The sequence below is a fragment of the Streptomyces sp. NPDC060035 genome (genome assembly GCF_042736635.1).
In the GTDB taxonomy this organism is placed as follows: Bacteria; Actinomycetota; Actinomycetes; order Streptomycetales; family Streptomycetaceae; genus Streptomyces.
Map to the genome: position 1 here is coordinate 357,818 of NZ_JBHWVO010000002.1, position 19,172 is coordinate 376,989.

Annotated in this window: 17 protein-coding genes and 1 tRNA gene; 5 read left to right on the forward strand and 13 right to left on the reverse strand. The window is 70.2% G+C overall.

The window, feature by feature from the left end; all coding sequences use genetic code 11:
• Positions 1-2: 2 nt before the first annotated feature.
• From mshC to ACFWBQ_RS04260, 4 genes are all read right to left on the reverse strand, one after another.
• Complete coding sequence (mshC, locus tag ACFWBQ_RS04245; RefSeq protein ID WP_385483684.1) at positions 3-1,232, reverse strand: cysteine--1-D-myo-inosityl 2-amino-2-deoxy-alpha-D-glucopyranoside ligase; 1,230 nt, start codon at positions 1,230-1,232, stop codon at positions 3-5.
• Between the two features lie 275 nt (positions 1,233-1,507).
• The gene (locus ACFWBQ_RS04250) at positions 1,508-2,377 is read right to left on the reverse strand and encodes an SCO1664 family protein (RefSeq protein ID WP_385483686.1); all 870 of its coding nucleotides are present in this window, start codon (positions 2,375-2,377) and stop codon (positions 1,508-1,510) included.
• Positions 2,341-2,931, reverse strand: a complete 591-nt coding sequence (locus ACFWBQ_RS04255; protein WP_329212756.1) for a DUF3090 domain-containing protein — start codon at positions 2,929-2,931, stop codon at positions 2,341-2,343. Before ACFWBQ_RS04255 ends, ACFWBQ_RS04250 begins: the two co-directional genes overlap by 37 nt.
• A 106-nt stretch (positions 2,932-3,037) precedes the next feature.
• The gene (locus tag ACFWBQ_RS04260) at positions 3,038-3,748 is read right to left on the reverse strand and encodes a histidine phosphatase family protein (RefSeq protein ID WP_385483688.1); all 711 of its coding nucleotides are present in this window, start codon (positions 3,746-3,748) and stop codon (positions 3,038-3,040) included.
• A gap of 63 nt (positions 3,749-3,811) precedes the next feature.
• Between ACFWBQ_RS04260 and corA the strand changes: the two genes are divergently transcribed.
• The gene (gene corA, locus ACFWBQ_RS04265) at positions 3,812-4,798 is read left to right on the forward strand and encodes a magnesium/cobalt transporter CorA (RefSeq protein ID WP_385483690.1); all 987 of its coding nucleotides are present in this window, start codon (positions 3,812-3,814) and stop codon (positions 4,796-4,798) included.
• A 15-nt stretch (positions 4,799-4,813) separates the two neighbouring features.
• Here corA and ACFWBQ_RS04270 read toward each other — a convergent pair whose 3' ends face one another.
• Positions 4,814-5,602 (reverse strand): ferritin-like domain-containing protein, encoded by a 789-nt coding sequence (locus ACFWBQ_RS04270; RefSeq protein ID WP_385483692.1) that lies wholly within the window; start codon positions 5,600-5,602, stop codon positions 4,814-4,816.
• A gap of 248 nt (positions 5,603-5,850) precedes the next feature.
• Positions 5,851-6,903 carry an LLM class F420-dependent oxidoreductase gene (locus ACFWBQ_RS04275; RefSeq protein WP_385483694.1) on the reverse strand — a complete coding sequence of 351 codons (1,053 nt, stop codon included), beginning with the start codon at positions 6,901-6,903 and terminating at the stop codon, positions 5,851-5,853.
• Between the two features lie 144 nt (positions 6,904-7,047).
• On the opposite strand from ACFWBQ_RS04275, the gene ACFWBQ_RS04280 reads away from it, so the two are divergent.
• The gene (locus tag ACFWBQ_RS04280; protein ID WP_385483695.1) at positions 7,048-8,031 is read left to right on the forward strand and encodes an aldo/keto reductase; all 984 of its coding nucleotides are present in this window, start codon (positions 7,048-7,050) and stop codon (positions 8,029-8,031) included.
• A complete protein-coding gene (locus ACFWBQ_RS04285) occupies positions 8,028-10,343 on the forward strand; it encodes a helix-hairpin-helix domain-containing protein (protein WP_385483697.1) in 2,316 nt (771 codons plus the stop codon). The genes ACFWBQ_RS04280 and ACFWBQ_RS04285 overlap by 4 nt, the downstream gene beginning before the upstream one ends.
• A gap of 73 nt (positions 10,344-10,416) precedes the next feature.
• Here the strand turns inward: ACFWBQ_RS04285 and ACFWBQ_RS04290 are convergent, their stop codons facing one another.
• On the reverse strand, positions 10,417-11,070 hold the full coding sequence (locus ACFWBQ_RS04290) for a hypothetical protein (protein WP_385483699.1): 654 nt from the start codon (positions 11,068-11,070) through the stop codon (positions 10,417-10,419).
• Between the two features lie 47 nt (positions 11,071-11,117).
• Here ACFWBQ_RS04290 and ACFWBQ_RS04295 point away from each other — a divergent pair, with 47 nt between their 5' ends.
• Positions 11,118-11,306 carry a DUF5703 family protein gene (locus ACFWBQ_RS04295; RefSeq protein ID WP_056786418.1) on the forward strand — a complete coding sequence of 63 codons (189 nt, stop codon included), beginning with the start codon at positions 11,118-11,120 and terminating at the stop codon, positions 11,304-11,306.
• Between the two features lie 68 nt (positions 11,307-11,374).
• On the opposite strand, the gene ACFWBQ_RS04300 is transcribed toward ACFWBQ_RS04295, so the two are convergent.
• The 3 genes from ACFWBQ_RS04300 to ACFWBQ_RS04310 all read right to left on the reverse strand — a co-directional run bounded on the left by ACFWBQ_RS04300 (position 11,375) and on the right by ACFWBQ_RS04310 (position 13,992).
• A complete protein-coding gene (locus ACFWBQ_RS04300; protein WP_385483701.1) occupies positions 11,375-12,127 on the reverse strand; it encodes a chaplin in 753 nt (250 codons plus the stop codon).
• A gap of 140 nt (positions 12,128-12,267) precedes the next feature.
• Positions 12,268-12,501, reverse strand: coding sequence for a chaplin ChpH (gene chpH, locus ACFWBQ_RS04305; RefSeq protein ID WP_385483703.1), 234 nt, complete (start codon positions 12,499-12,501; stop codon positions 12,268-12,270).
• Between the two features lie 156 nt (positions 12,502-12,657).
• The gene (locus ACFWBQ_RS04310; RefSeq protein WP_385483704.1) at positions 12,658-13,992 is read right to left on the reverse strand and encodes a M20/M25/M40 family metallo-hydrolase; all 1,335 of its coding nucleotides are present in this window, start codon (positions 13,990-13,992) and stop codon (positions 12,658-12,660) included.
• A 183-nt stretch (positions 13,993-14,175) separates the two neighbouring features.
• Between ACFWBQ_RS04310 and ACFWBQ_RS04315 the strand changes: the two genes are divergently transcribed.
• Positions 14,176-14,263: transfer RNA gene (locus ACFWBQ_RS04315), tRNA-Leu, on the forward strand.
• A 14-nt stretch (positions 14,264-14,277) separates the two neighbouring features.
• Here ACFWBQ_RS04315 and ACFWBQ_RS04320 read toward each other — a convergent pair.
• The 3 genes from ACFWBQ_RS04320 to ACFWBQ_RS04330 form a co-directional block, all read right to left on the reverse strand.
• A complete protein-coding gene (locus ACFWBQ_RS04320) occupies positions 14,278-16,854 on the reverse strand; it encodes an alpha-L-arabinofuranosidase C-terminal domain-containing protein (RefSeq protein WP_385483706.1) in 2,577 nt (858 codons plus the stop codon).
• A 132-nt stretch (positions 16,855-16,986) separates the two neighbouring features.
• Positions 16,987-17,997, reverse strand: coding sequence for a family 43 glycosylhydrolase (locus ACFWBQ_RS04325; RefSeq protein WP_385484000.1), 1,011 nt, complete (start codon positions 17,995-17,997; stop codon positions 16,987-16,989).
• Between the two features lie 60 nt (positions 17,998-18,057).
• Positions 18,058-19,110, reverse strand: coding sequence for a rhamnogalacturonan acetylesterase (locus tag ACFWBQ_RS04330; protein ID WP_385483708.1), 1,053 nt, complete (start codon positions 19,108-19,110; stop codon positions 18,058-18,060).
• Positions 19,111-19,172: the final 62 nt, after the last annotated feature.

Sequence of the window (19,172 nt, forward strand, 5' to 3'; positions counted from 1 at the left end):
TGTTACAGGGCGACACCCAGCAGGGCGTCGACGGTGCGCGAGACGAGGCCGGGTGCGCCCTCGTCCGTACCGCCGCCGGAGTTCTGCAGGGCGGCCCAGCGGTCCACGGCGGCGAGTGCGGCCGGAGCGTCCAGGTCGTCGGCCAGAGCCTCCCGCACCTCCTCGACGAGGGCGTCCGCGGAGAGCCCGTCGGGCCGGGAGACCGCGGCACGCCACGTCGCGAGACGCGCGACGGCGTCGGCGAGCACCTGGTCCGTCCACTCCCAGTCGGACCGGTAGTGGTGCGAGAGCAGCGCCAGCCTGATCGCCGCGGGGTCCACGTCGTCTCGGCGCAGCGCCGAGACGAAGACGAGGTTGCCCTTGGACTTGGACATCTTCTCGCCGTTCAGGGCGACCATGCCGGCGTGCACATAGGCACGGGCGAACGGATGCTCGCCGGTCAGCGCCTGCGCGTGCGAGGCACCCATCTCGTGGTGCGGGAAGGCGAGGTCGGACCCGCCTCCCTGGATGTCGAAGCCCATGCCGAGGTGGTCCAGCGCGATGGCGACGCACTCGATGTGCCAGCCGGGCCGTCCGCGGCCGAGGGTGGCGCCGTCCCAGCTCGGCTCGCCCTCACGGGCGGCCATCCAGAGCATCGGGTCGAGCGGGTTCTTCTTGCCGGGTCGGTCCGGGTCACCGCCGCGTTCGGCGGAGAGCAGGCGCATGGCGTCGGCGTCGAGGCCGGAGACCTCGCCGAAGTGCGGGTCGCAGTCGACGGAGAAGTACACGTCGCCGTCGAGCTCGTAGGCGGCACCTGCGTCCCTGAGCCGTTCGACCAGCGGGACGATGCCGGGTATCGCCTCCACCGCCCCGATGTAGTGCTTCGGGGGAAGCATGCGCAGGGCGGTCATGTCCTCCCGGAAGAGTGCCGTCTCGCGCTCCGCGAGCTCGGTCCAGTCCTGACCGTCGCGCACGGCCCGCTCCAGCAGCGGATCGTCCACGTCGGTCACATTCTGGACGTAGTGAACCTGCCGCTTGGTGTCGAGCCACACGCGCTGAACGAGGTCGAACGCGTTGTAGGTCGCCGCATGACCCATGTGGGTCGCGTCGTACGGCGTGATGCCGCAGACATAGATGCGGGCGACGGGACCGGGGTCAAGGGTGATCCGTCCGCCGGTCGCGGTGTCGTGGATCCGAAGGTCGCGGCCCTTGCCAGGCAGGGCGGGGACCTCAGAAGCGGGCCAGGCATGCATGTCATGAGCGTAACCGGACGATGCTTCCGGATACGAACCGGACCGGGAATCCTGGCCGAAGAGGCGGTCTTGCGTGGGCGGGGGTTTTCCTCTACAGCCCCCTTCCGCACCGTGGGCTCCGCCCTCCGGGCCCGCTGTGCGGCCTTCGGCCGCTCGTCCTCGACCGCTCGTCCTCGACCGCCGGACGGGGTCCGATGGCCACCACCCGGCCGCATCGAGCTCGTCCGGCCCACCACCGGCCCGCCCGGGGCCGGTGGAAGCAGACGGTCCCGCTCTCACACCGGCGGCCACGGAATCGCCGGCCAATCGCCGCTCGGCTGGGGATGCCGCCCGGACTTCCGCAGCCCCGACACCCTCCCCCGCAACGCATCGAGCTCCACCGCGGTGATCAGTTCCGCCAACCGGGTGGCCAGTGCCGTACCCGGTTCCAGCTCGGCGGACAGCAGATCCAGCACCTCGACCGCCTCGGCCGTCAGCGGCTCGCCCGCCCAGCCCCACAGCAGCGTCCGCAGCTTGTCATCGGCGTTGAAGGTGACGCCGTGATCGATGCCGAACAGCCGGCCGCCGGGAGCCGGCAGCAGATGCCCGCCCTTGCGGTCACCGTTGTTGATCACCGCGTCCAGGACGGCGAGCCTGCGCAGACGAGGGTCGTCCGCATGCACCAGCAGCGCCGTCTTCCCGTCCCCCACCTCCGCGAAGCCCACGGCTTTCCAGCCGTCCCCCGGCTCCTTGTCCTCGACGAGCCCGAGCAGCGGCGGCAGTCCGTGGACACCCGCATCCTCGGCCGCGGAGTCCTCTGCGGTCTCGTCCGCCTCGATCCACAGCTGGCACATGCCCTCGCCGTAGGGACCCTCGCGCAGCACCGTCGGCGGCACCAGCCCCCACCCGGTGGCCTCGGAGAGCTCGTAGGCCGCCACCTCGCGCTGGGCGAGCGTGCCGTCCGGGAAGTCCCACAGCGGCTGCTCCCCGGCCACCGGCTTGTACACGCAGGGGCGTTCCTCGCCCTCGTGGGCGACCGTGCAGTAGAGCACGGCGTTCGACGCACCGCGGACCTGTCCGAGGACCGTGAGCTCACCCTCGGCGAGCAGGGTCTTCAGTCCGGCCTCCGTCAGGCCCCGCGACGGTATCCGTTCTGGCGCGGGCATACATGTCCTTCCGGGTCGAGCGGCAGACTGCACAGCGGGCACGGCGGGCGGCCTGCGTTCACCACGTCCAGGGCGCGCTTGGCGAACGCCCGGGCCTGGGCGCCGCTCAGCCGGACCCGGAGCATCGGCGGGCCGTTCTCCTCGTCCTGCAGGAGCCTTTCCTCCGCCTCCGCGAGATCGTCCTCGGAGTCTGCGTCCAGCTCGACGAGTGCCTGCGCCTCGACGATCATGCGCTGTTCCTCGCCGTCCCAGGCCAGCGCCATCGTGCCGACCCTGAACTCCTCCTCGACGGGGGCGTCGAGCGGGGCGGTGTCGGTGACGTCCATGGGCGCCACCGCCGGCACCGGTGAATTGCCGCCGGTCCGCCGGACGACCTCGTCGAGGAGTTCGTCGATCCGTTCGGCCAACGCGGCAACCTGGGTCTTCTCCAGAGCCACACTGGTGACCCGCCCCGTCGAGGATGCCTGCAGGAAAAACGTACGGCGGCCAGGCAGCCCGACCGTACCGGCCACGAAACGGTCCGGGGGGTCGTAGAGGAACACCTGACGGGACACGTCCTGTCTCCCTTGAAAAGTGAAGGCGAATGGGGGGCGCCCAGGGCCCCGGGGGGATGCCCCCCGCAAGGCCTCTACGGCGCGTCCACCCTACTGCGCGGAGAGATCACGGCGCCCCCGCGCCGCCCCCGACGGCCGCATCCGTTGCCTCCTCCCCCGCCGCACCGGCCCCCAGGGGCTGTTCTCGCGGCGCCAGGGATGCGAAGTCGCCGGTGTCGCCGAGGCGGAGAAGAAAGGGACGGAGCCGGGTGTAACGGATTACGGTGACCGAGCAGGGGTCGGCGTGAATGCGCTGGAAGAGGTCGAGATGCATGCCGAGCGCGTCGGCGACGAGGGCCTTGATGATGTCGCCGTGCGAGCACATCACGTACGTGGCGTCGTCACCGTGTTCCGCCTCGACGCGGCTGTTCCAGTCCCGTACGGCGTCCACGGCCCTGGCCTGCATGGCCCGCATGGACTCGCCGCCGGGGAACGCGGCGGCCGAGGGGTGTTGCTGCACGACGGACATCAGCGGTTCGTCGGAGAGTTCGGCGAGCTTGCGCCCCGACCAGTCCCCGTAGTCACATTCGCTGATCCGGTCCTCGGTCTCGAGGACAAGGCCGGGACGGGCGTCGAGCAGGGGCCGGAGTGTCTCGCGACAGCGCTGCAGGGGGCTGCTGACGGCCGCGACGAGGGTGAGTGCGGCCAGTCGTCCGGGCAGCGCGGCCGCCTGCTCGGCGCCGCGTTCGTCGAGGGAGACGCCGGGGGTCCGGCCCGCGAGCACTCCGGCGGTGTTGGCGGTCGAGCGTCCGTGGCGTACAAGGATGAGCGTGGGCATACGTGCCAGCGTAGAGGGCACTGCAAAGGTGCGGAGCGGCACGATGAAGGGAAGAATGCGCGCGTGATCGTGGACTGCGGCATTTACCGGGACGGGAGCCGGACCGATGGCCCCGCCGACTTCTCCGATGCCCTGGACGAGGCTCGGGCGGCCGGGGACGCGTTCGTGTGGATCGGACTGCACGAGCCGACGGAGAAGGAGTTCGATCTCGTCAGCAGCGAGTTCGGGCTGCATCCCCTGGCAGTGGAGGACGCCCTGCGCGCGCATCAGCGCCCCAAGCTCGAGATCTACGACGACTCCCTGTTCGCCGTCATCAAGCCGGTGGTCTACGAGCAGGAGAGCGACACGGTCAGCACCGATGAGCTGATGATCTTCGTAGGCGACTCCTTCGTGGTGACGGTGCGCCACGGCGAGGGCGCGCCCCTCGCAGCGGTACGCCGCCGGCTCGAGGCCGAGCCCGAGGTGCTCAGACACGGCCCCACGGCCGTGCTGTACGCGGTCAGCGACGCGGCGGTCGACCACTACATCGAGGTCGCCGCCGAGCTCCAGGCCGACCTGTCGGAGCTGGAGGCGCAGGTGTTCGCCCCGAGCGGCACCGGGGACGCCAAGAACACCGCTGCCCGCATCTACACCTTCAAACGGCAGGTACTGGAGTTCCGCCGCGCGACCGGCCCGTTGAGCACGCCGATGGCCCGGCTCGCGGGCGCGGGCGTGCCCTTCGTCGACAAGCACTCCCAGCCGTTCTTCCGGGACGTGAGCGACCACCTGACGCGTGCCAACGAACATGTGGAGGGGCTCGACCGGCTGCTCTCGGACATTCTGTCGGCCCATCTGGCACAGATGGGGGTGCGGCAGAACGACGACATGCGGAAGATCTCGGCGTGGGCCGCCATGGCCGCCGTACCGACCATGGTGGCCGGTATCTACGGCATGAACTTCGATCACATGCCCGAGTTGGACTGGGTGTGGACGTACCCGGCGGTGATCGCGCTGATGGGCTGCGCGGTCTTCGGCCTGTACCGCTTGTTCAAACGCCGCGGCTGGATGTAGCGCCGCGCCCGTCCGTCAGGCGTACTCGGCCTCCGGAGTCGGCGGGCTGCCCAGCGCGTTGCGCCGTGCGGGCAGCTCCAGGCTCACCATGCGCCGCCAGCCGGCCAGCCGCTCGTAGGCGTACATCCCGTGGATCCCCGCTGTCAGGACGGCCGCCTTGGCGCGGGGCCAGCGCAGCACGGTGCCCATGTGGCTCATCACGGCAAGGCTGACGTCCCGGTACACCCGGATCTCGGCGAGGGCGCACTCCCGCAGGACGGTCTGAATCGTCCGGCCGTGCCCGGCCCGGGCGAAGCGGAGCAGTTCCTCGTGGCAGTAGGCGAGATGGTTGTCCTCGTCCCGCGAGATCATCTTCACCGCGCGGCCGAGTGCGGGATGGTCTGCGAAGTACCTGCGCAGCAGCTGCATCTGTTCGGAGGCCCGCTGTTCGGTGACCCTGCTGTGGGCGAGGTAGACGATGATGTCCCGCTCCGACAGCGGTTCGTCACGGTTGAGCTGATCATGGGCGAGACCGATGCCGTGCCTCTCCAGGAGCAGCGTGTAGTCGGTCTCGTACGGCACCGCCACGGGTTCGAGCCCGCGCTGCTTCAGCAGTGCGTTGAAGATCCGGCCGTGCTTGTCCTCGTCGGCCCCGTGCCGGGTGATCTTGGGGGCGAGATCACGCAGGCTCCCCGGGACGAGTGCGGCGATGCGACCGTTCTCCCAGCCGCCCTGCGACTCCCCGCTGGCTGCGATCGAGCAGAACAGCCGGAAGGCGTCGTCGTCGTCGAGGATCTCCTGAAAAAGACTCTGTGCCGAGAGCATCACTGCCACCCTTCGCGCCGGTGTCCGCAGAGACAAAGTCAAATGCGGAACGGTGCGGTAGGCAACACGAGAGGGCTCGGACAGGGCCGAACGGGCCCGGACTCCCGGCGAACCCCCGTCCGGGCGGCCGGGCCGGGTCAGGCGCGTAACCGTCAGGCGCTGTGCGCGTTGTTCCCTGTGACGGCCGTGGCGGGGTGGACCCCCGAGCCCCCACCACGGCCGTAGTGCTGCCCCGGAGGGCGCGACAGCTATGCGGCGAGGCCGGAGCGCTCCAGGGCGTCCGTGCCCGCGCGCAGGGCCGCGAGCCGCTCGTCGAGCGTGAAGCCGGCCGGGGCGAGGGTCAGTGTGGTGACTCCGGCGGCGGCGTACGCCTGCATGCGCTCGGCGATCCGCTCCACCGAGCCGAGCAGCGTGGTCTGGTCGATGAGCTGATGCGGCACGGCGGCCGCCGCGCCGCTCTTGTCGCCGGCGAGGTACTTGTCCTGGATCTCGGCGGCTTCCTTCTCGTACCCCATGCGCTGGGCCAGCTGGTTGTAGAAGTTCTGCTTGCGGCTGCCCATACCGCCGACGTACAGCGCGGTGTACGGGCGGAACATGTCGGCGAGGCCGTTGATGTCGTCGCCGACGGCGAGCGGCAGCGTCGGGCAGACGTCGAAGCCGTCCATGGTCTTCCCGGCCTTCTCACGGCCTGCCCGCAGGTGCTTCACCGCGGTGTCCTCGAGGTGTTCGGCGGAGGGGAAGATCAGCAGGGCTCCGTCGGCGATCTCACCGGTCTGCTCGAGGTTCTTCGGGCCGATCGCGGCGATGTAGAGCGGGATGTGCTCGCGCTGGGGGTGGACGGTGAGCTTGATGGGCTTGCCCGGGCCGTCGGGGAGCGGCAGCGTCCAGTGCTCACCCTCGTAGGAGAGGCGCTCGCGGGACATCGCCTTGCGCACGATGTCGACGTACTCGCGGGTGCGGGCCAGCGGCTTGTCGAACTTGACGCCGTACCAGCCCTCGGAGACCTGCGGTCCCGACACACCGAGGCCGAGGCGGAAACGGCCTCCGGAGAGCGAGTCGAGGGTGGCCGCGGTCATCGCCGTCATGGCGGGCTGACGGGCCGGGATCTGCATGATGGCGGACCCGACGTCGATGGACTCGGTCTGGGCGGCGACCCAGGCAAGCACGGTCGGTACGTCGGAGCCGTAGGCCTCGGCCGCCCAGCAGACGTCGTAGCCGAGCCGGTCCGCCTCCTGGGCGACGGCGAGGTTGTCGCCGTCCATACCCGCACCCCAGTAACCGAGATTGATGCCGAGCCGCATGCCGCACTCCCTCTACTGATCAGTAACGTCCCTGTGTCCCGGACTCTAGCGCGCATGTCCGGCATCCGGCAGGCTCGATGACCCGCAGTTCGGTTGTCCACAGGCTTCCACCCGGTGGGGTCTTGGCCAGTAATCTCAGCGCCCATGGAGCAGAGGCATCTCGGCCGTACCGGCCTTCGCGTGTCCCGGATCGGGCTCGGCACCCTCACCTGGGGCCGGGACACCGACGAGCACGATGCTGCCGACCAGCTGAAAGCCTTCTGGGACGCGGGGGGCACGCTGATCGACACAGCCGATGTGTACGGCGGCGGGGAGGCCGAATACCTTCTCGGCCGGCTCGTGGACAGCCTGGTGCCCCGGCAGGATCTGGTCATCGCGACCAAGGCGGGCAGCGTGCCCGATCCGTACCGTCGCTTCGACGGATCACGCGGGCATCTGCTGGCCGCACTCGATGCGTCCCTGGAGCGGCTCGGGACGGACTATGTCGATCTGTGGCAGCTCCACGCCTTCGACCCCGTGACACCGCTGGACGAGACCCTCCAGGCGCTGGACCTGGCGGTGTCCTCGGGACGCGTCCGGTATGCGGGAGTGTCGAATTTCAGCGGCTGGCAGCTGGCCAAGGCAGCCACCTGGCAGCTCGCATCGCCCGGCCTGCGTACCCGGCTGGCCAGCACGCAGATGGAGTACTCGCTGCTGCAGCGGGGCATCGAGCGGGAGGTACTGCCTGCGGCGCTGGATCTCGGAGTGGGGCTGCTGCCGTCGTCCCCGCTCGGCCGCGGGGTGCTGACCGGCAAGTACCGCACCGGCACACCGTCCGATTCACGTGGCGCCTCGGAGCACCTCGCCCCCTTCGTCGAGCCGTATCTCGACGACCCCGCGAGCCGGATCGTGGATGCGGTGGCCACGGCTGCGGACGGCCTTGCGACGACGCCCCTCATGGTCGCGCTCTCCTGGGTGCGGGACCGCCCGGGAGTGGTGGCCCCGATCATCGGCGCGCGCAACGCGAAGCAGCTCTCCGAGGCCTTGTCAGTGGAGGCGCTTAGTCTTCCTGACGAGATCTGCCAGGCGCTCGACGATGTGTCGGCGCCCGTGCACCGCTATCCCGACCAGGACTGGAGCACGCTGTGACTGCCCTTCCCCGGGGGGAAACCCCGGACCCCGCGGCCGAGAACCACGAGGACCGCGAGGACGCGGGCTCCGACGACGCTGTCGGCGCCGCCGGTACGCCCGGCGACGACGGGGCCGCAGAGGGTGGTGCGGAGCAGGTTCCCGCAACCCCTGAGGCTTCCGGTACTCCAGGGGCCTCCGCAGACCCCGAGGCCTCCGCAGACCCCGAGCCCGCCGCAGACCCCGAGCCCGCCGCGAACACCGAGACCGCCGCAGCTCCCGCGCTCTCGGAGGCCGAGGCCGAGCTGGCTGCTCAGCGCGAGCTTCGGGAGCGGATCGAGAAGCGCAAGGCCGGGAAAGAAGGGCCCATCCCCGCCGGTACGAAGCTGAGCGGCCCGGCCGCCGACCTGCTCGCAGCCGTACGCGCCGTCGAGAGCGGCGAGACGGCGGCGACCGCATTCTTCGAGCCGCCCGCGTCGGCCCCCGCGCCCCGCCCGGCCGTACCCGGATCCGGGCCCGCACCCGCCCGGACCCGGTCCGCTGAACGGCCCTCCACGCACGACGCGTCGCCCGAGGCGGCCGGCGCCGTAGCGGCGGTGCTCGCCGAGGGCGGCGCGCCGGAGGCCCTGGCACGCCCGGCGGCCCTGACGCTCGGCGAACATGCCGCAGGCATCCTGCGCGAGGACCCCTGGCAGCTGCTGTCCGTGCCCGGGGTCCGCCCCGAGCAGGCCGACGGCTTCGCAAGGGCTCTGCTCGGCACGGAGTGCGGCCCGGACGACGAGCGGCGTACAGCGGCACTCGTGGGCTGGCTGCTGGAGCGCGCCGCACTCCAGGGCCATACCGCGCTGGATGCGTCGCAGGTGCGTACTGCGCTCGCCGAACGCGCGGTCACCGATCCCGAAGCTGCCGTGCAGCACGCCGTCGCCGAGGGCGTCGTGCTCGTCTTCCAGGACGGCCTCGACCCCACGAACGCCGCAGGGCCCGGGGAGCCGGCCGGGGCGGCCGAGGAGGGCTCCGACGAGGAGGCGCGGGACGAGTCACCGGACGAGCAGGAGCCGGTGCAGGTCCTGCTGGGCCTCGACCGGTACGCCCTGGCCGAGGAGAGCCTCGCCGATGGTCTGGCACGGCTGGTCAACGCCTGCGAGAAGGGCGCCGACTGGACGGACGCCGCTTCCGCCGCCCCGTCCCCCTCGGCGGCCGAGCTGATCAGGACGGTGGCAACCGCCGGACTGGTCGTCCACAGCGGCGGCGAGAGTGCCCGGGCGGAACCCGCCGCCCTCATCGCTGCCGCGCAGGGCCTTGGACTGCGCGCCCTCGGAGCGACCCACAGCGTGGACGGCCGGCACAGGCTGGCCACCGCGGTCGGTGATCCGCAGGCCGCGGTCACCCTCTGGGATCTGCTCTCCGGCGCGGCAGGCCCCGGCAGGGACGCGGACGGTGCGCTCGCCCTGGACCTGCTGGTCGTGCTGGATGCGCCGCAGCTCGATGTGGAGACCGCCGCGATGCTGGTGGAGTCCCTCGCCGACGGAACCCGGCTGGTGCTGAGCGGCGACCCGGGTGTGCTGGGTTCCGCCGGTGCGGGCCGGGTGTTCGCGGACGCTCTGGCGGCGCGCGCCTGCCCGCAGGTGGTGTCGCGTACACCGGACCCCGGACCGATCGGCGAACTGGTCTCGGGCATCGGGATCGGTGAGCTCGGCCAGGTCGACGCGCCCGGCCGGGAAGTCGTGATCGTCCCCGTCCGCGATGCGGGTGAGGCGGTCCACCGCACCGTGCAGCTCGTCGCCGACTCGGTGCCGCGTGCCATCGGCGTACCTTCGGCCGACACCCAGGTGATCACGGTCGGACACGGTGGCTCCGCGGGCACAAAAGCACTCAACGCGGCCCTCAAGGAGCGGCTCAATCCGGGCCCCGGCAGGTTCGGCGGCTTCGACCCCGGCGACCGTGTCGTCCATGTACCGGCTCCTGGCAGGGCGGTGCCCGGTTCGGTCGTCTCGGCCGATGCCGACGGACTGCACCTGGACTGTGCGGGCACCCACGTCGTCGTACGCCCGGACGCGGTGGAGTCGTCGGTACGGCACAGCTGGGCCCTCAGCGCCCATCAGGCGGCCGGAATGCGCTGGCCCGCCGTGGTCGTCGTCCTGCCGGGCGATGCGGCTCAGGGCCTGAGCCGCCCGTGGGTGTACACCGCGTTCAGCCGCGGCGAGCGCCATCTGTCCGTGGTGCACGGTGTGGACCAGGCGCTGCCGCGCGCGGTCGCCGAGATCCCGGCCCAGGAGCGGACGACCCGGCTGCGCCCCCTGCTGGAGGCTCTGCCGACCCCGGACGCGTCCTAGAACAGCGAGGGGCCCGGCGCTCCCCGGACAGCCCGAAGGCCCCGGTGCGTGCCGGGGCCTTCCGTCCGGAGGATCAGGAGCCGCCCACCACGGATACGTCACCGTCCAGCTCGTCCTCGTCGAAGACCGAGCTGACGTCGAAGCGACAGACCACCTGCGCCGGATCGGCCTCGTCGAACGGCGCCCCGAGCCACTCCCCCGGCTCGGGAAGCTCGTCCACCGCGGAGACCCAGAGCGTGGAGTCCCCCTCCTCCAGACCGAATTCCTTGTGCCGGGACGCGATCTCGTCCGCCTCGTACTCGCCGAACAGCACACCCAGCGCGGCATGCACACTGCTACCGACCACCGGAACGCTGTCGCTGTCGTGCTGGTCCGGGTCCAGGTCGGCGAGCCGCTGGGCCTGGGCCAGCAGCCGCGGTGGTTCCACCACTGCGTAGTCGCGCCTGATCAGCACACTGAGGGCGTGCGGCTCCTCCGGACCGGCGTACGGCGGCAGCGAATCGTCCGCGCCCGGGATCTCGAAGGGGGTGACCTCGTCGTAGCGGTCGTAGAGGAGTTCGTCGTAGACCTCGGCCGCAGCGGCCAGTGCGTTGAACGCGTCGAAAACAGCGGCGTCGTCGTCCCCGGTACGGCGCTCGACCGCCTCGAGGTGGCGGTCGAGCGCGGTTTTGACTGCATCGGCGGCGGCGCGTACCTCGGCAGCGGTGGGCTGCGCAGCATCAGACATAGTGCAGACGCTATCCGTACCGGGGCTCTGCACGCACAATAGATGCGATGCCGGAATACGAATTTGTCGACGTGTACGTGCCGCGCGGGGTCTCCCGCAAGGAAGCGACCCGCCTGCTGACCGACCATGCCGAGTACGGGCACTGGGAGTTGGACCGGCTGACGCTGCGCCGTGACGGCAGCCGCCGCGTCCGGTTGCGCCGCCGGATCATCCGCCAGCTCCGGGCCACCTGGTAGGACGGAGCGGGCCCCGCACCTGCGGAACCCGCTCCTGAACGACGCCGTACGCCGAAGCCGCGGTGCCGTTATGCGGCGCTGCGCGAGCGGCGGTACAGGACCGTACCCGCACCGGCAAGCAGGAGGCCGGCGCTCGCCGGGATCAGCAGGTCGAGACCGCCCGCACCGGTGTGTGCGAGCTGCTCGCCGGGCACGAGCTGGGCCTCGGGAGCGGGCGGAACCTGAGCGGGCGGCAGTGCCGACTCCTCGGGCGTGTGGGGCGACTGCGGTACGACGGGCGGGGGGCTGACCTCCGTGTCGTTCTCGCAGGTGTTGCCGAAGACCGGGTTGAGCAGTCCGCCGATGGTGATGCTGTTGCCGCAGACGTTCACCGGGATCGACACCGGCACCTGCACCAGGTTGCCGGAGGCGATGCCGGGCGAACCCTTGGCCTCACCCCGTGCCGCGGCGCCGGGAGCGCGATGCCTGCCGGTCCCCGCGCCACTGTCCCGGGCCTCGTGCTGCCCGGACGCGTGGCTGCCGGAGCCGTGACCGGACCCGGCACTGTCGTCCGACGCGTACCCGTGCTCGGCACCCGCCGATCCGTTTCCGCAGTCGTTGCCGCTCGTGGGATTGAGCAGACCGCCGACGTTCACGGAATTTCCGCACACATTGACGGGAATGTCGATCGGGACCTGAACCGAATTCCCCGACAGCACTCCCGGCGAGTTCGACGCGCCGCCGACCGCTCCCGCGTCGGCATGCGCATACCCGCCACCGAGCGCGAGCACTCCGCCCGCCGCTGCCATGGTGATCAGGCCTTTACGTGTGACCTGTCGCATAGGTTGCTTTCCTGCCTTCTGCCTTCCGGAATACCCCCGGACATAACCGTGCGGGGGCCGAACGTCCAGCGGCCCCGGAGTGCATGGCGCGCACTCCGGGGCCGACCGGACTCACACCCTTGACGGGTTGGTTTTCAACGTCAGTGGTTGACGCAGACGTTGCCGAAGGCGGGGTTCAGCAGCCCGATCACGGAGACCGTGTTGCCGCAGACGTTCACCGGAACGTGGACCGGAGCCTGGACAACATTGCCCGAGAGCACGCCGGGGCTGCCGATGGCGGCACCCTGGGCTCCGGAGTCGGCAGAAGCCATACCCGCACCCGCGAGCACGAGACCACCGGTAGCAGCCGCGACCGCGACGACCTTCTTGATCATTATTCCTCCTGATTGACAAGTGCGGTCCCAGCCGCGGACCGCATCACCTGTAACGAGGAGGGAGTTGGGGGGCTACGAGTGCGCGACCCCTTTCACTCTTTCCGGTGAGGTACGTACACGCTGGCGAATTCGGGTGACGACTGCGTGCCGCCTGCTTCAGGAATGGTCGATGAAACGGTCGAGCACCCGGACTCCGAACGTCAGGCCATCCACCGGAACCCGCTCGTCCACGCCATGGAACATGCCCGCGAAGTCCAGCTCCGGCGGCAGCTTCAGCGGAGCGAAGCCGAAGCAGCGGATGCCGAGGTCGTCGAAGGACTTCGCGTCGGTACCACCGGAGAGCATGTAGGGCACGGCGCGGGCGATCGGGTCCTCGGCCTTCAGGGCGAGCTGCATCGCGTCCACCAGCGACCCGTCGAAGCTGGTCTCCAGCGCCTTGTCGCCGTGCACGTCCTCCCGCTTCACCCGCGGGCCGAGGATCCGGTCGAGGTCGGTCAGGAACTCGTCCTCGTAACCGGGCAGGAAGCGCCCGTCCACGTGCGCGGTGGCCTGTCCGGGGATCACGTTCACCTTGTAACCGGCGCCGAGCATGGTGGGAGCGGCGGAGTTCCGCAGGGTGGCGCCGACCATCTTGGCGATCCCGCCGAGCTTGGCGAGCGTCGCCTCCATGTCCTCCGGGTCGAGCGGGGTGCCCAGTGCGTCGGACAGCTCGTCGAGGAAGGACCGCACGGTCTTGGTCACCCGGACCGGCCACTTGTGCCGGCCGAGCCGGCCGACGGCCTCGCAGAGCTCGGTGATCGCGTTGTCGTTGTTGGTCATGGAACCGTGACCGGCCGTGCCGTCCACGGTGAGCCGCATCCAGTGCATACCCTTCTGCGCGGTCTCCACCAGGTAGAGCCGCAGGTTCTCGTTGACGGTGAACGAGAAGCCACCGACCTCGCCGATCGCCTCGGTGACGCCGTCGAAGAGATCACGGTGGTTGTCGACGAGGTGGCGTGCCCCGTACGTGCCGCCCGCCTCCTCGTCCGCGAGGAAGGCCAGCACGATGTCGCGCGGGGGCTTGCGTCCGCTGCGCATACGGTCACGGACGACCGCGAGGGTCATCGCGTCCATGTCCTTCATGTCGACCGCGCCCCGGCCCCACACACAGCCGTCCGCGATCTCCCCGGAGAAGGGGTCGTGCGTCCAGTCGGCCGCGTTGGCCGGCACCACGTCGGTGTGCCCGTGGATCAGCAGGGCGGGCTTGGAGGGGTCCTCGCCCTCGATCCGGGCCACGGTGGAGGCCCGGCCCTTGTGGGACTCGATGATCTGCGGTTCCAGCCCGACCTCGGCGAGCTTCTCGGCGATGTACTCGGCGGCCAGCCGCTCCCCGGGGCCCGAGTGGTCGCCGTAGTTGCTGGTGTCGATCCTGATCAGGTCACGACAGAGGTCCACGACCTCATACTCGGCGGACTCGCCGATGCCGGTCCGGGCCGTGTTGGTCTCGCTCACGCTGCTTCCTTCCACTGTCGCGGTGGTGCTCCCCCTCATCCTCGCGCGCCTGCCCCGCACACCCAAGACCACCCGCTCCTCGTCACGCGCCTTTCACACGCCATGGGGCGTGATCGAGCACCCCCGAATGTTTGCTATGGTTTTCCACGTCGGAACGGGCCTGGCCCGGTCGGCACACACCCGGTCCGGGTGGCGGAATGGCAGACGCGCTAGCTTGAGGTGCTAGTGCCCTTTATCGGGCGTGGGGGTTCAAGTCCCCCCTCGGACACCAGCACAAACCCCAGGTCACCTGGGGTTTTTTGCTTTGGGGCCCGCCTTGACGCGTACGAAGGTCACGGAATACGCCGGGAAGGTGTGCGTGAAGACGGATCCGTCGATGCGCAGCTTCGTCCGCTTCGGTGCCACCTGACGGTCGTCCGCGGTGTTGACGGCGTCCGGAGCTGCCTGAAGTGTGGTCAGCCCGGCCACCGGTGCTGCCGGCTCCGCGCCCAGGTCGATCCGGGTCCTGGCGTCCGCCGCCTGGGCGTTGACCACCTTGACGATGAGGTCACCGGTGGCGTTGTCGCGGGTGACCACCTGCCGGAAGGGTTCGGCGGGCTTGTCGTCGGTGAAGGTGCCCCACTGCTTCCCGTCGAGGAAGAGCGTGACCTGCCGGTCGCGCACCTGGATCCTGAGGTCGTAGGTGCGCCCCGTCTCGATCTTCGTGCTGTCCTCGGTCATCGTCTGGTTGGCGCCGTCGACCGTCTTCTCCACGGCGGAGCGGGTGTTGCCCCAGCCCCCGAGGTTCCACCAGTACTTGTTCCCGGTGTCCTTGACTCCGAAGGCCACGAGGAAGCCCTCCTTGCCCGCCTTCTTGGTGGCCTTGACCCGCAGGTCGTAGTTCTGCCAGCCGGGGTCGCCGGCCGTGACCAGGGTGTTTTCGGCGCTCTCGTCCGACTGGACGTAGGCCCCCTCCTGGACGGACCATTCGCCGCGTCCCGCCGTCTTCGTCCACCGGGAGTCGTCGCCCGAGAAGTCGTCGCTCAGCAGCTGCGCACCGTCCGGCGAGGTGACTTCGACATCGTCGTACGCCGCACCGGTCGCCCAGGTCGACAGCCCGACGGCGCCGGTGATCGGTGCGGAGGCCGCGGGAGTGGCGGACGCGGTGCTCGGCACGACGCGGTCGCCTACGTTGTTCATGAAGAGCTTCTGCACCTCGTAGTCGGCCGATGCCCATGACTTCTCGTTGTCGAACCAGATCATGTCCGGGCGCCACTGCGAGTCGTTCGTGTCGGCGAGCAGCGGAGCGTAGGAGGCGAGCTCGACGACATCCGCGTTGCGCTCGAGTCCGGTCATGAAGGCGGCTTCGGCGAGGGCGTTGGAGAAGCGGTTGTCGAGCGAGGCGTACTCGCCGAGGAACACCTTCGGGCCGTTGCGGTCGTAGGTGTCGTAGCGTGCGTTGTTCTCCAGGAACCACTGCGGGCTGTTGTAGTAGTGCTCGTCGACCATGGCGACGTCCGCGTCCCGGTTGAGCTGCCAGGCGCGGTCGAAGGTCGTGCCGCTGTCGTCCGGGCCGGAGTTGCTGATCACGGTGATGTCCGGGTACCTGGCCTCGACGGCCTTGCGGAACTCGGTGAAGCGGGTGAAGAACTCGTCGGGGAGGTTCTCCTCGTTGCCGACCTCTATGTGGGTGAGTCCGAACGGAGCACGGTGACCCATCGCCGCACGCTTAGCACCCCAGGTGGAGCCGGCCGGGCCGTTGGCGAACTCGATGAGGTCGAGGGTGTCCTGGATGTGCCGCTTCAGCAGTTCGGGGTCGTCGGTCGCCTTGTTCTGGCCGCAGCCGGTGACGAGTGCGGGCACGACGGGCAGTGCCATCGCGCCGATGTCCTCGGCGAACTGGAAGTACTCGTAGTAGCCGAGGCCGTAGGTCTGGTTGTAACCCCAGAAGTTCGCGTTGACGGGACGCTGCTCGACCGGGCCGATGGTGTCCTTCCACTGGTAGGAGCGCTTGCGCTCCCAGCCGGGGGCCTCGTAGGCCTCATGGCTTCCCGTGTTGACGAGGCAGCCGCCCGGGAAGCGCAGGAACCCGGGCTCCAGCGCGGCGGTCTTCTCCGCGAGGTCCTTGCGCAGGCCGTTCACCCGCCCCTTGTACGTGTCCCGGGGGAAGAGGGAGATCATGTCGAGCCGTACGGTGCCGCTGCCGCCGGCCGTGACGGTGAGCCTGCCGTCCGCGGCTGCGGTGCGGGCCGTGAGGGTTCCGGTGTACTTCGTCCAGCGGTCTCCGCGCGCCGTGATGCGCAGCGGTGCGGTGAGCGCGGTGCCGTCCGCTGTGGTCGCTCCGACGGTCAGCGCGGTCCCCTCGGCTCTGTCGGTGCGTGCCCAGACGGAGAAGTCGTAGCGCTCGCCCTTGCGTATGCGCAGGCCCTCGTTGTAGCCGGAGTTGGTCACTCCGAAACCGGCCTGTCCGCTCGCGCCGCCATCGAGGTCGAGGCGCAGGTAGCGGCGGTTGCGTTCGCCCAGGCGCTCGTCGTCGTCCAGGGTTCGGGCCTGCCCCGTACCGCCGGACACAGCGGTCGGACTCCAGGCGGTCATGGAGGAGTACGCGGCGTTGTCGGCGCGGTCGTACTCGAAGGACCGGTTCTGGACGAGTTCGGCGTACAGCCCTCCGTCGGCCGCGTGGTTGATGTCCTCGTAGAAGACGCCGTACATCGAGTCGTCGATGGCGGGGCCGGTGCGGTCCGGGTGGACGGTGAGGGAGTAGTCGGCCGGCTCCGCCGCCGGTGCGGTGTCGTCGGCGCGGGTGGGCGCGGCCACCAGCGTTGCGAGGAGGAGCGCGGCGATGGGGACGGTGAGCCGGGGCCACAGATGCGGGTACGGCATGGACGCTCCAGGGGTTCATTGTTCGATATATCGGACGTTGCCCAGAACTTCGAACGAAAGATAGGCAGAGACATGGGGCGCGTCAATGCTGCGGACCGGCCCCGGCCCTGCCGGCCGGGGCCGGATCCGGCGTCACGCGGAGTCGGCCACCGGGACGCCGAAGTCCGGTGTGCCGTCCGCCTTCCAGGTCAGCCGCTGGATCCGGGTGTGCCGATTGGGGTCGTGAAGCGGATCGCCGGTGATCTCCTTGTACGGCCGGGCGTGGTAGACGAGCACGTCGGTGCGGCCGTCCTCGGCGACGGTGAAGGAGTTGTGGCCGGGGCCGTACTGGCCCGTCTCCTCGCTGCTGGTGAAGACGGGCTCCGGGGACTTGGTCCAGGAGGCCGGGTCCATCAGGTCGCTGCGGGCATCGGCGGTGAGGAGGCCCATGCAGTAGTTGGCGTCGGTCGCGCTCGCGGAGTACGTCATGAAGACGCGGCCGTTCCGCTTGATCACCGCGGCCCCCTCGTTGACCTTGAAGCCGATGCGTTCCCAGTCGTACTCGGGCGTACTGAGACGGATCTGAGGTCCGGTCAGCGTCCAGGGGTCGGCCATCCGCGAGAGGAAGAGCCCGGTGTTGTTGTCCAGTCCGGGCTCGTGCTGCGCCCAGGCCAGGTAGCGATCACCGCGGTGGGTGAAGGTGTGGGCGTCGAGGGAGAAGGTGTCCCAAGCCGTGGTGAGCTGCCCCTTCTCGATCCACGTGCCACGGAAGGGGCTGGCGCTCGCGTTCTCCAGCACCCAGATGCGTATCTTCCAGACGTCATCCGCGGGCGCTGCGGCGAAGTAGATGTACCACGTGCCGCCGATGCGATGGAGTTCCGGCGCCCAGATGTGGGCGGCCATGTCCCCGGTGGTGTGCCTGGTCCAGATGACGGATTCCTCGGCGGTGCTCAGGCCACGCAGGGTGCGGGAGGAACGCAGGATGATCCGGTCGTACTCGGGGGCGCTGGCGGTGAAGTAGTAGCGGCCGCCGGCGTGCCGCATGATGTGCGGGTCAGCCCGCTGCTCGACCAGCGGATTGCGGTACGGGGCGCTCGGCGCTGCGGCGTGGGCGACGCCGGGTGCGGCGGCGAGGGCTCCTGCGACCACGGCTCCCCTCAGCATCGTTCTGCGGCTGGGTACTTCGGCATGGCTCACGGGATCGCCTTTCGTGGGGGAACGGAGTCACCGGATCGTGCGCGGCGGGAGAAGCATCTGAGCCCGTAGTTCACCGAGGACGAGCGCGGCGTACTCCGTGGCACCGCGCGTGGAGGTGTGGGTGTTGTCGCGCTTCTCGTCGTAGAGGTAGAGGGCCTTGGAGGCCTCGGGGCCTAGCTCCTCGACACGCGCCTTGGTCAGGGCGGTGAGGTCGATGAGCGGGGTCTCCTGCTCGGCGGCGAGGGTGCGCACCTCGGCGGGCAGGTCCACGCCCAGGCCGTTGACGATCAGTGCGGTGCCGTTGTCGAGCGTGCCGTCCGTGTTGAACCAGCGGCGGACGATCGGGGTGACAAGAACCGGTCGCCCGCCCTCGGCGCGGACGTCTTCGATCATCGCGGTGAGGTTGGCGCGGTAGGTGTCGCGGTCGGTCTGCTTGTCGTTGTGGGCCAGCTGGACGAGGACGAGGTCGCCGTGGTGGATACGGGCCCGGAGGGCGGGGAAGAGGGCCGGGTCGTCCCGGAAGGTCTGCGAGCTCTCCCCGGAGTCGGCGTAGTTGGCGACGGAGAGCCGGTCGGTGAGGTACTGCGGGAGCTGTTGCCCCCAGCCCGAGTAGGGCTCGCCCGGCTGGTCGCAGACGGTGGAGTCGCCCGCCAGGAGGATCTGGGGCGTGTGGACCCGTTCGATCCGCAGTGCCGCGAGCTGCGGTGCCCTCCCGCCGAAGGCGAGGTCGAGCCCGGGGCTGCCGGCAGGTCCGGTGGGCTCGCCCTCCGGCTCGCGCACATCCACCGTGAAGCTGCGGCGGACGGTCTCACCGGCGGCGTTCGGGGTCTCGGCGAGCATGGTTCTGCGGGTCTCGGCGGTGACCTCGGTCGAGCCGGCTTCGGCACCGCCCCCGAGGAGGACCCGGACCCGGTACGTGCCGGGGGCGACGTCGAAGTGGCAGACGACGGGGGCGGTGCCGGTGCAGCGGTCCGGCCCGGCAGCGGTTCGGCCCAGGGCCCCGGCGGGGGTGGCCGCGAGGGCGGTCAGGGCAGTGGCGGCGATGCAGGCGGCCAGCAGGACGGTTCCGGCTCGGCGCATTGCGGGGCTCCTCCGGGTTGAGGGGATTCCGGGTTGAATGGATTCAGCGGGCAGGACCCTAC

What these genes read in the sequence shown, in the direction of transcription:
- mshC (WP_385483684.1), bottom strand. Translation starts at nt 1,232, where the DNA reads ATGCATGCCTGGCCCGCTTCTGAGGTCCCCGCCCTGCCTGGCAAGGGC.
- ACFWBQ_RS04250 (WP_385483686.1), bottom strand. Translation starts at nt 2,377, where the DNA reads ATGCCCGCGCCAGAACGGATACCGTCGCGGGGCCTGACGGAGGCCGGA.
- ACFWBQ_RS04260 (WP_385483688.1), bottom strand. Translation starts at nt 3,748, where the DNA reads ATGCCCACGCTCATCCTTGTACGCCACGGACGCTCGACCGCCAACACC.
- ACFWBQ_RS04270 (WP_385483692.1), bottom strand. Translation starts at nt 5,602, where the DNA reads ATGCTCTCGGCACAGAGTCTTTTTCAGGAGATCCTCGACGACGACGAC.
- ACFWBQ_RS04275 (WP_385483694.1), bottom strand. Translation starts at nt 6,903, where the DNA reads ATGCGGCTCGGCATCAATCTCGGTTACTGGGGTGCGGGTATGGACGGC.
- ACFWBQ_RS04280 (WP_385483695.1), top strand. Translation starts at nt 7,048, where the DNA reads ATGGAGCAGAGGCATCTCGGCCGTACCGGCCTTCGCGTGTCCCGGATC.
- ACFWBQ_RS04290 (WP_385483699.1), bottom strand. Translation starts at nt 11,070, where the DNA reads ATGTCTGATGCTGCGCAGCCCACCGCTGCCGAGGTACGCGCCGCCGCC.
- ACFWBQ_RS04295 (WP_056786418.1), top strand. Translation starts at nt 11,118, where the DNA reads ATGCCGGAATACGAATTTGTCGACGTGTACGTGCCGCGCGGGGTCTCC.
- ACFWBQ_RS04300 (WP_385483701.1), bottom strand. Translation starts at nt 12,127, where the DNA reads ATGCGACAGGTCACACGTAAAGGCCTGATCACCATGGCAGCGGCGGGC.
- chpH (WP_385483703.1), bottom strand. Translation starts at nt 12,501, where the DNA reads ATGATCAAGAAGGTCGTCGCGGTCGCGGCTGCTACCGGTGGTCTCGTG.
- ACFWBQ_RS04320 (WP_385483706.1), bottom strand. Translation starts at nt 16,854, where the DNA reads ATGCCGTACCCGCATCTGTGGCCCCGGCTCACCGTCCCCATCGCCGCG.
- ACFWBQ_RS04325 (WP_385484000.1), bottom strand. Translation starts at nt 17,997, where the DNA reads ATGCTGAGGGGAGCCGTGGTCGCAGGAGCCCTCGCCGCCGCACCCGGC.
- ACFWBQ_RS04330 (WP_385483708.1), bottom strand. Translation starts at nt 19,110, where the DNA reads ATGCGCCGAGCCGGAACCGTCCTGCTGGCCGCCTGCATCGCCGCCACT.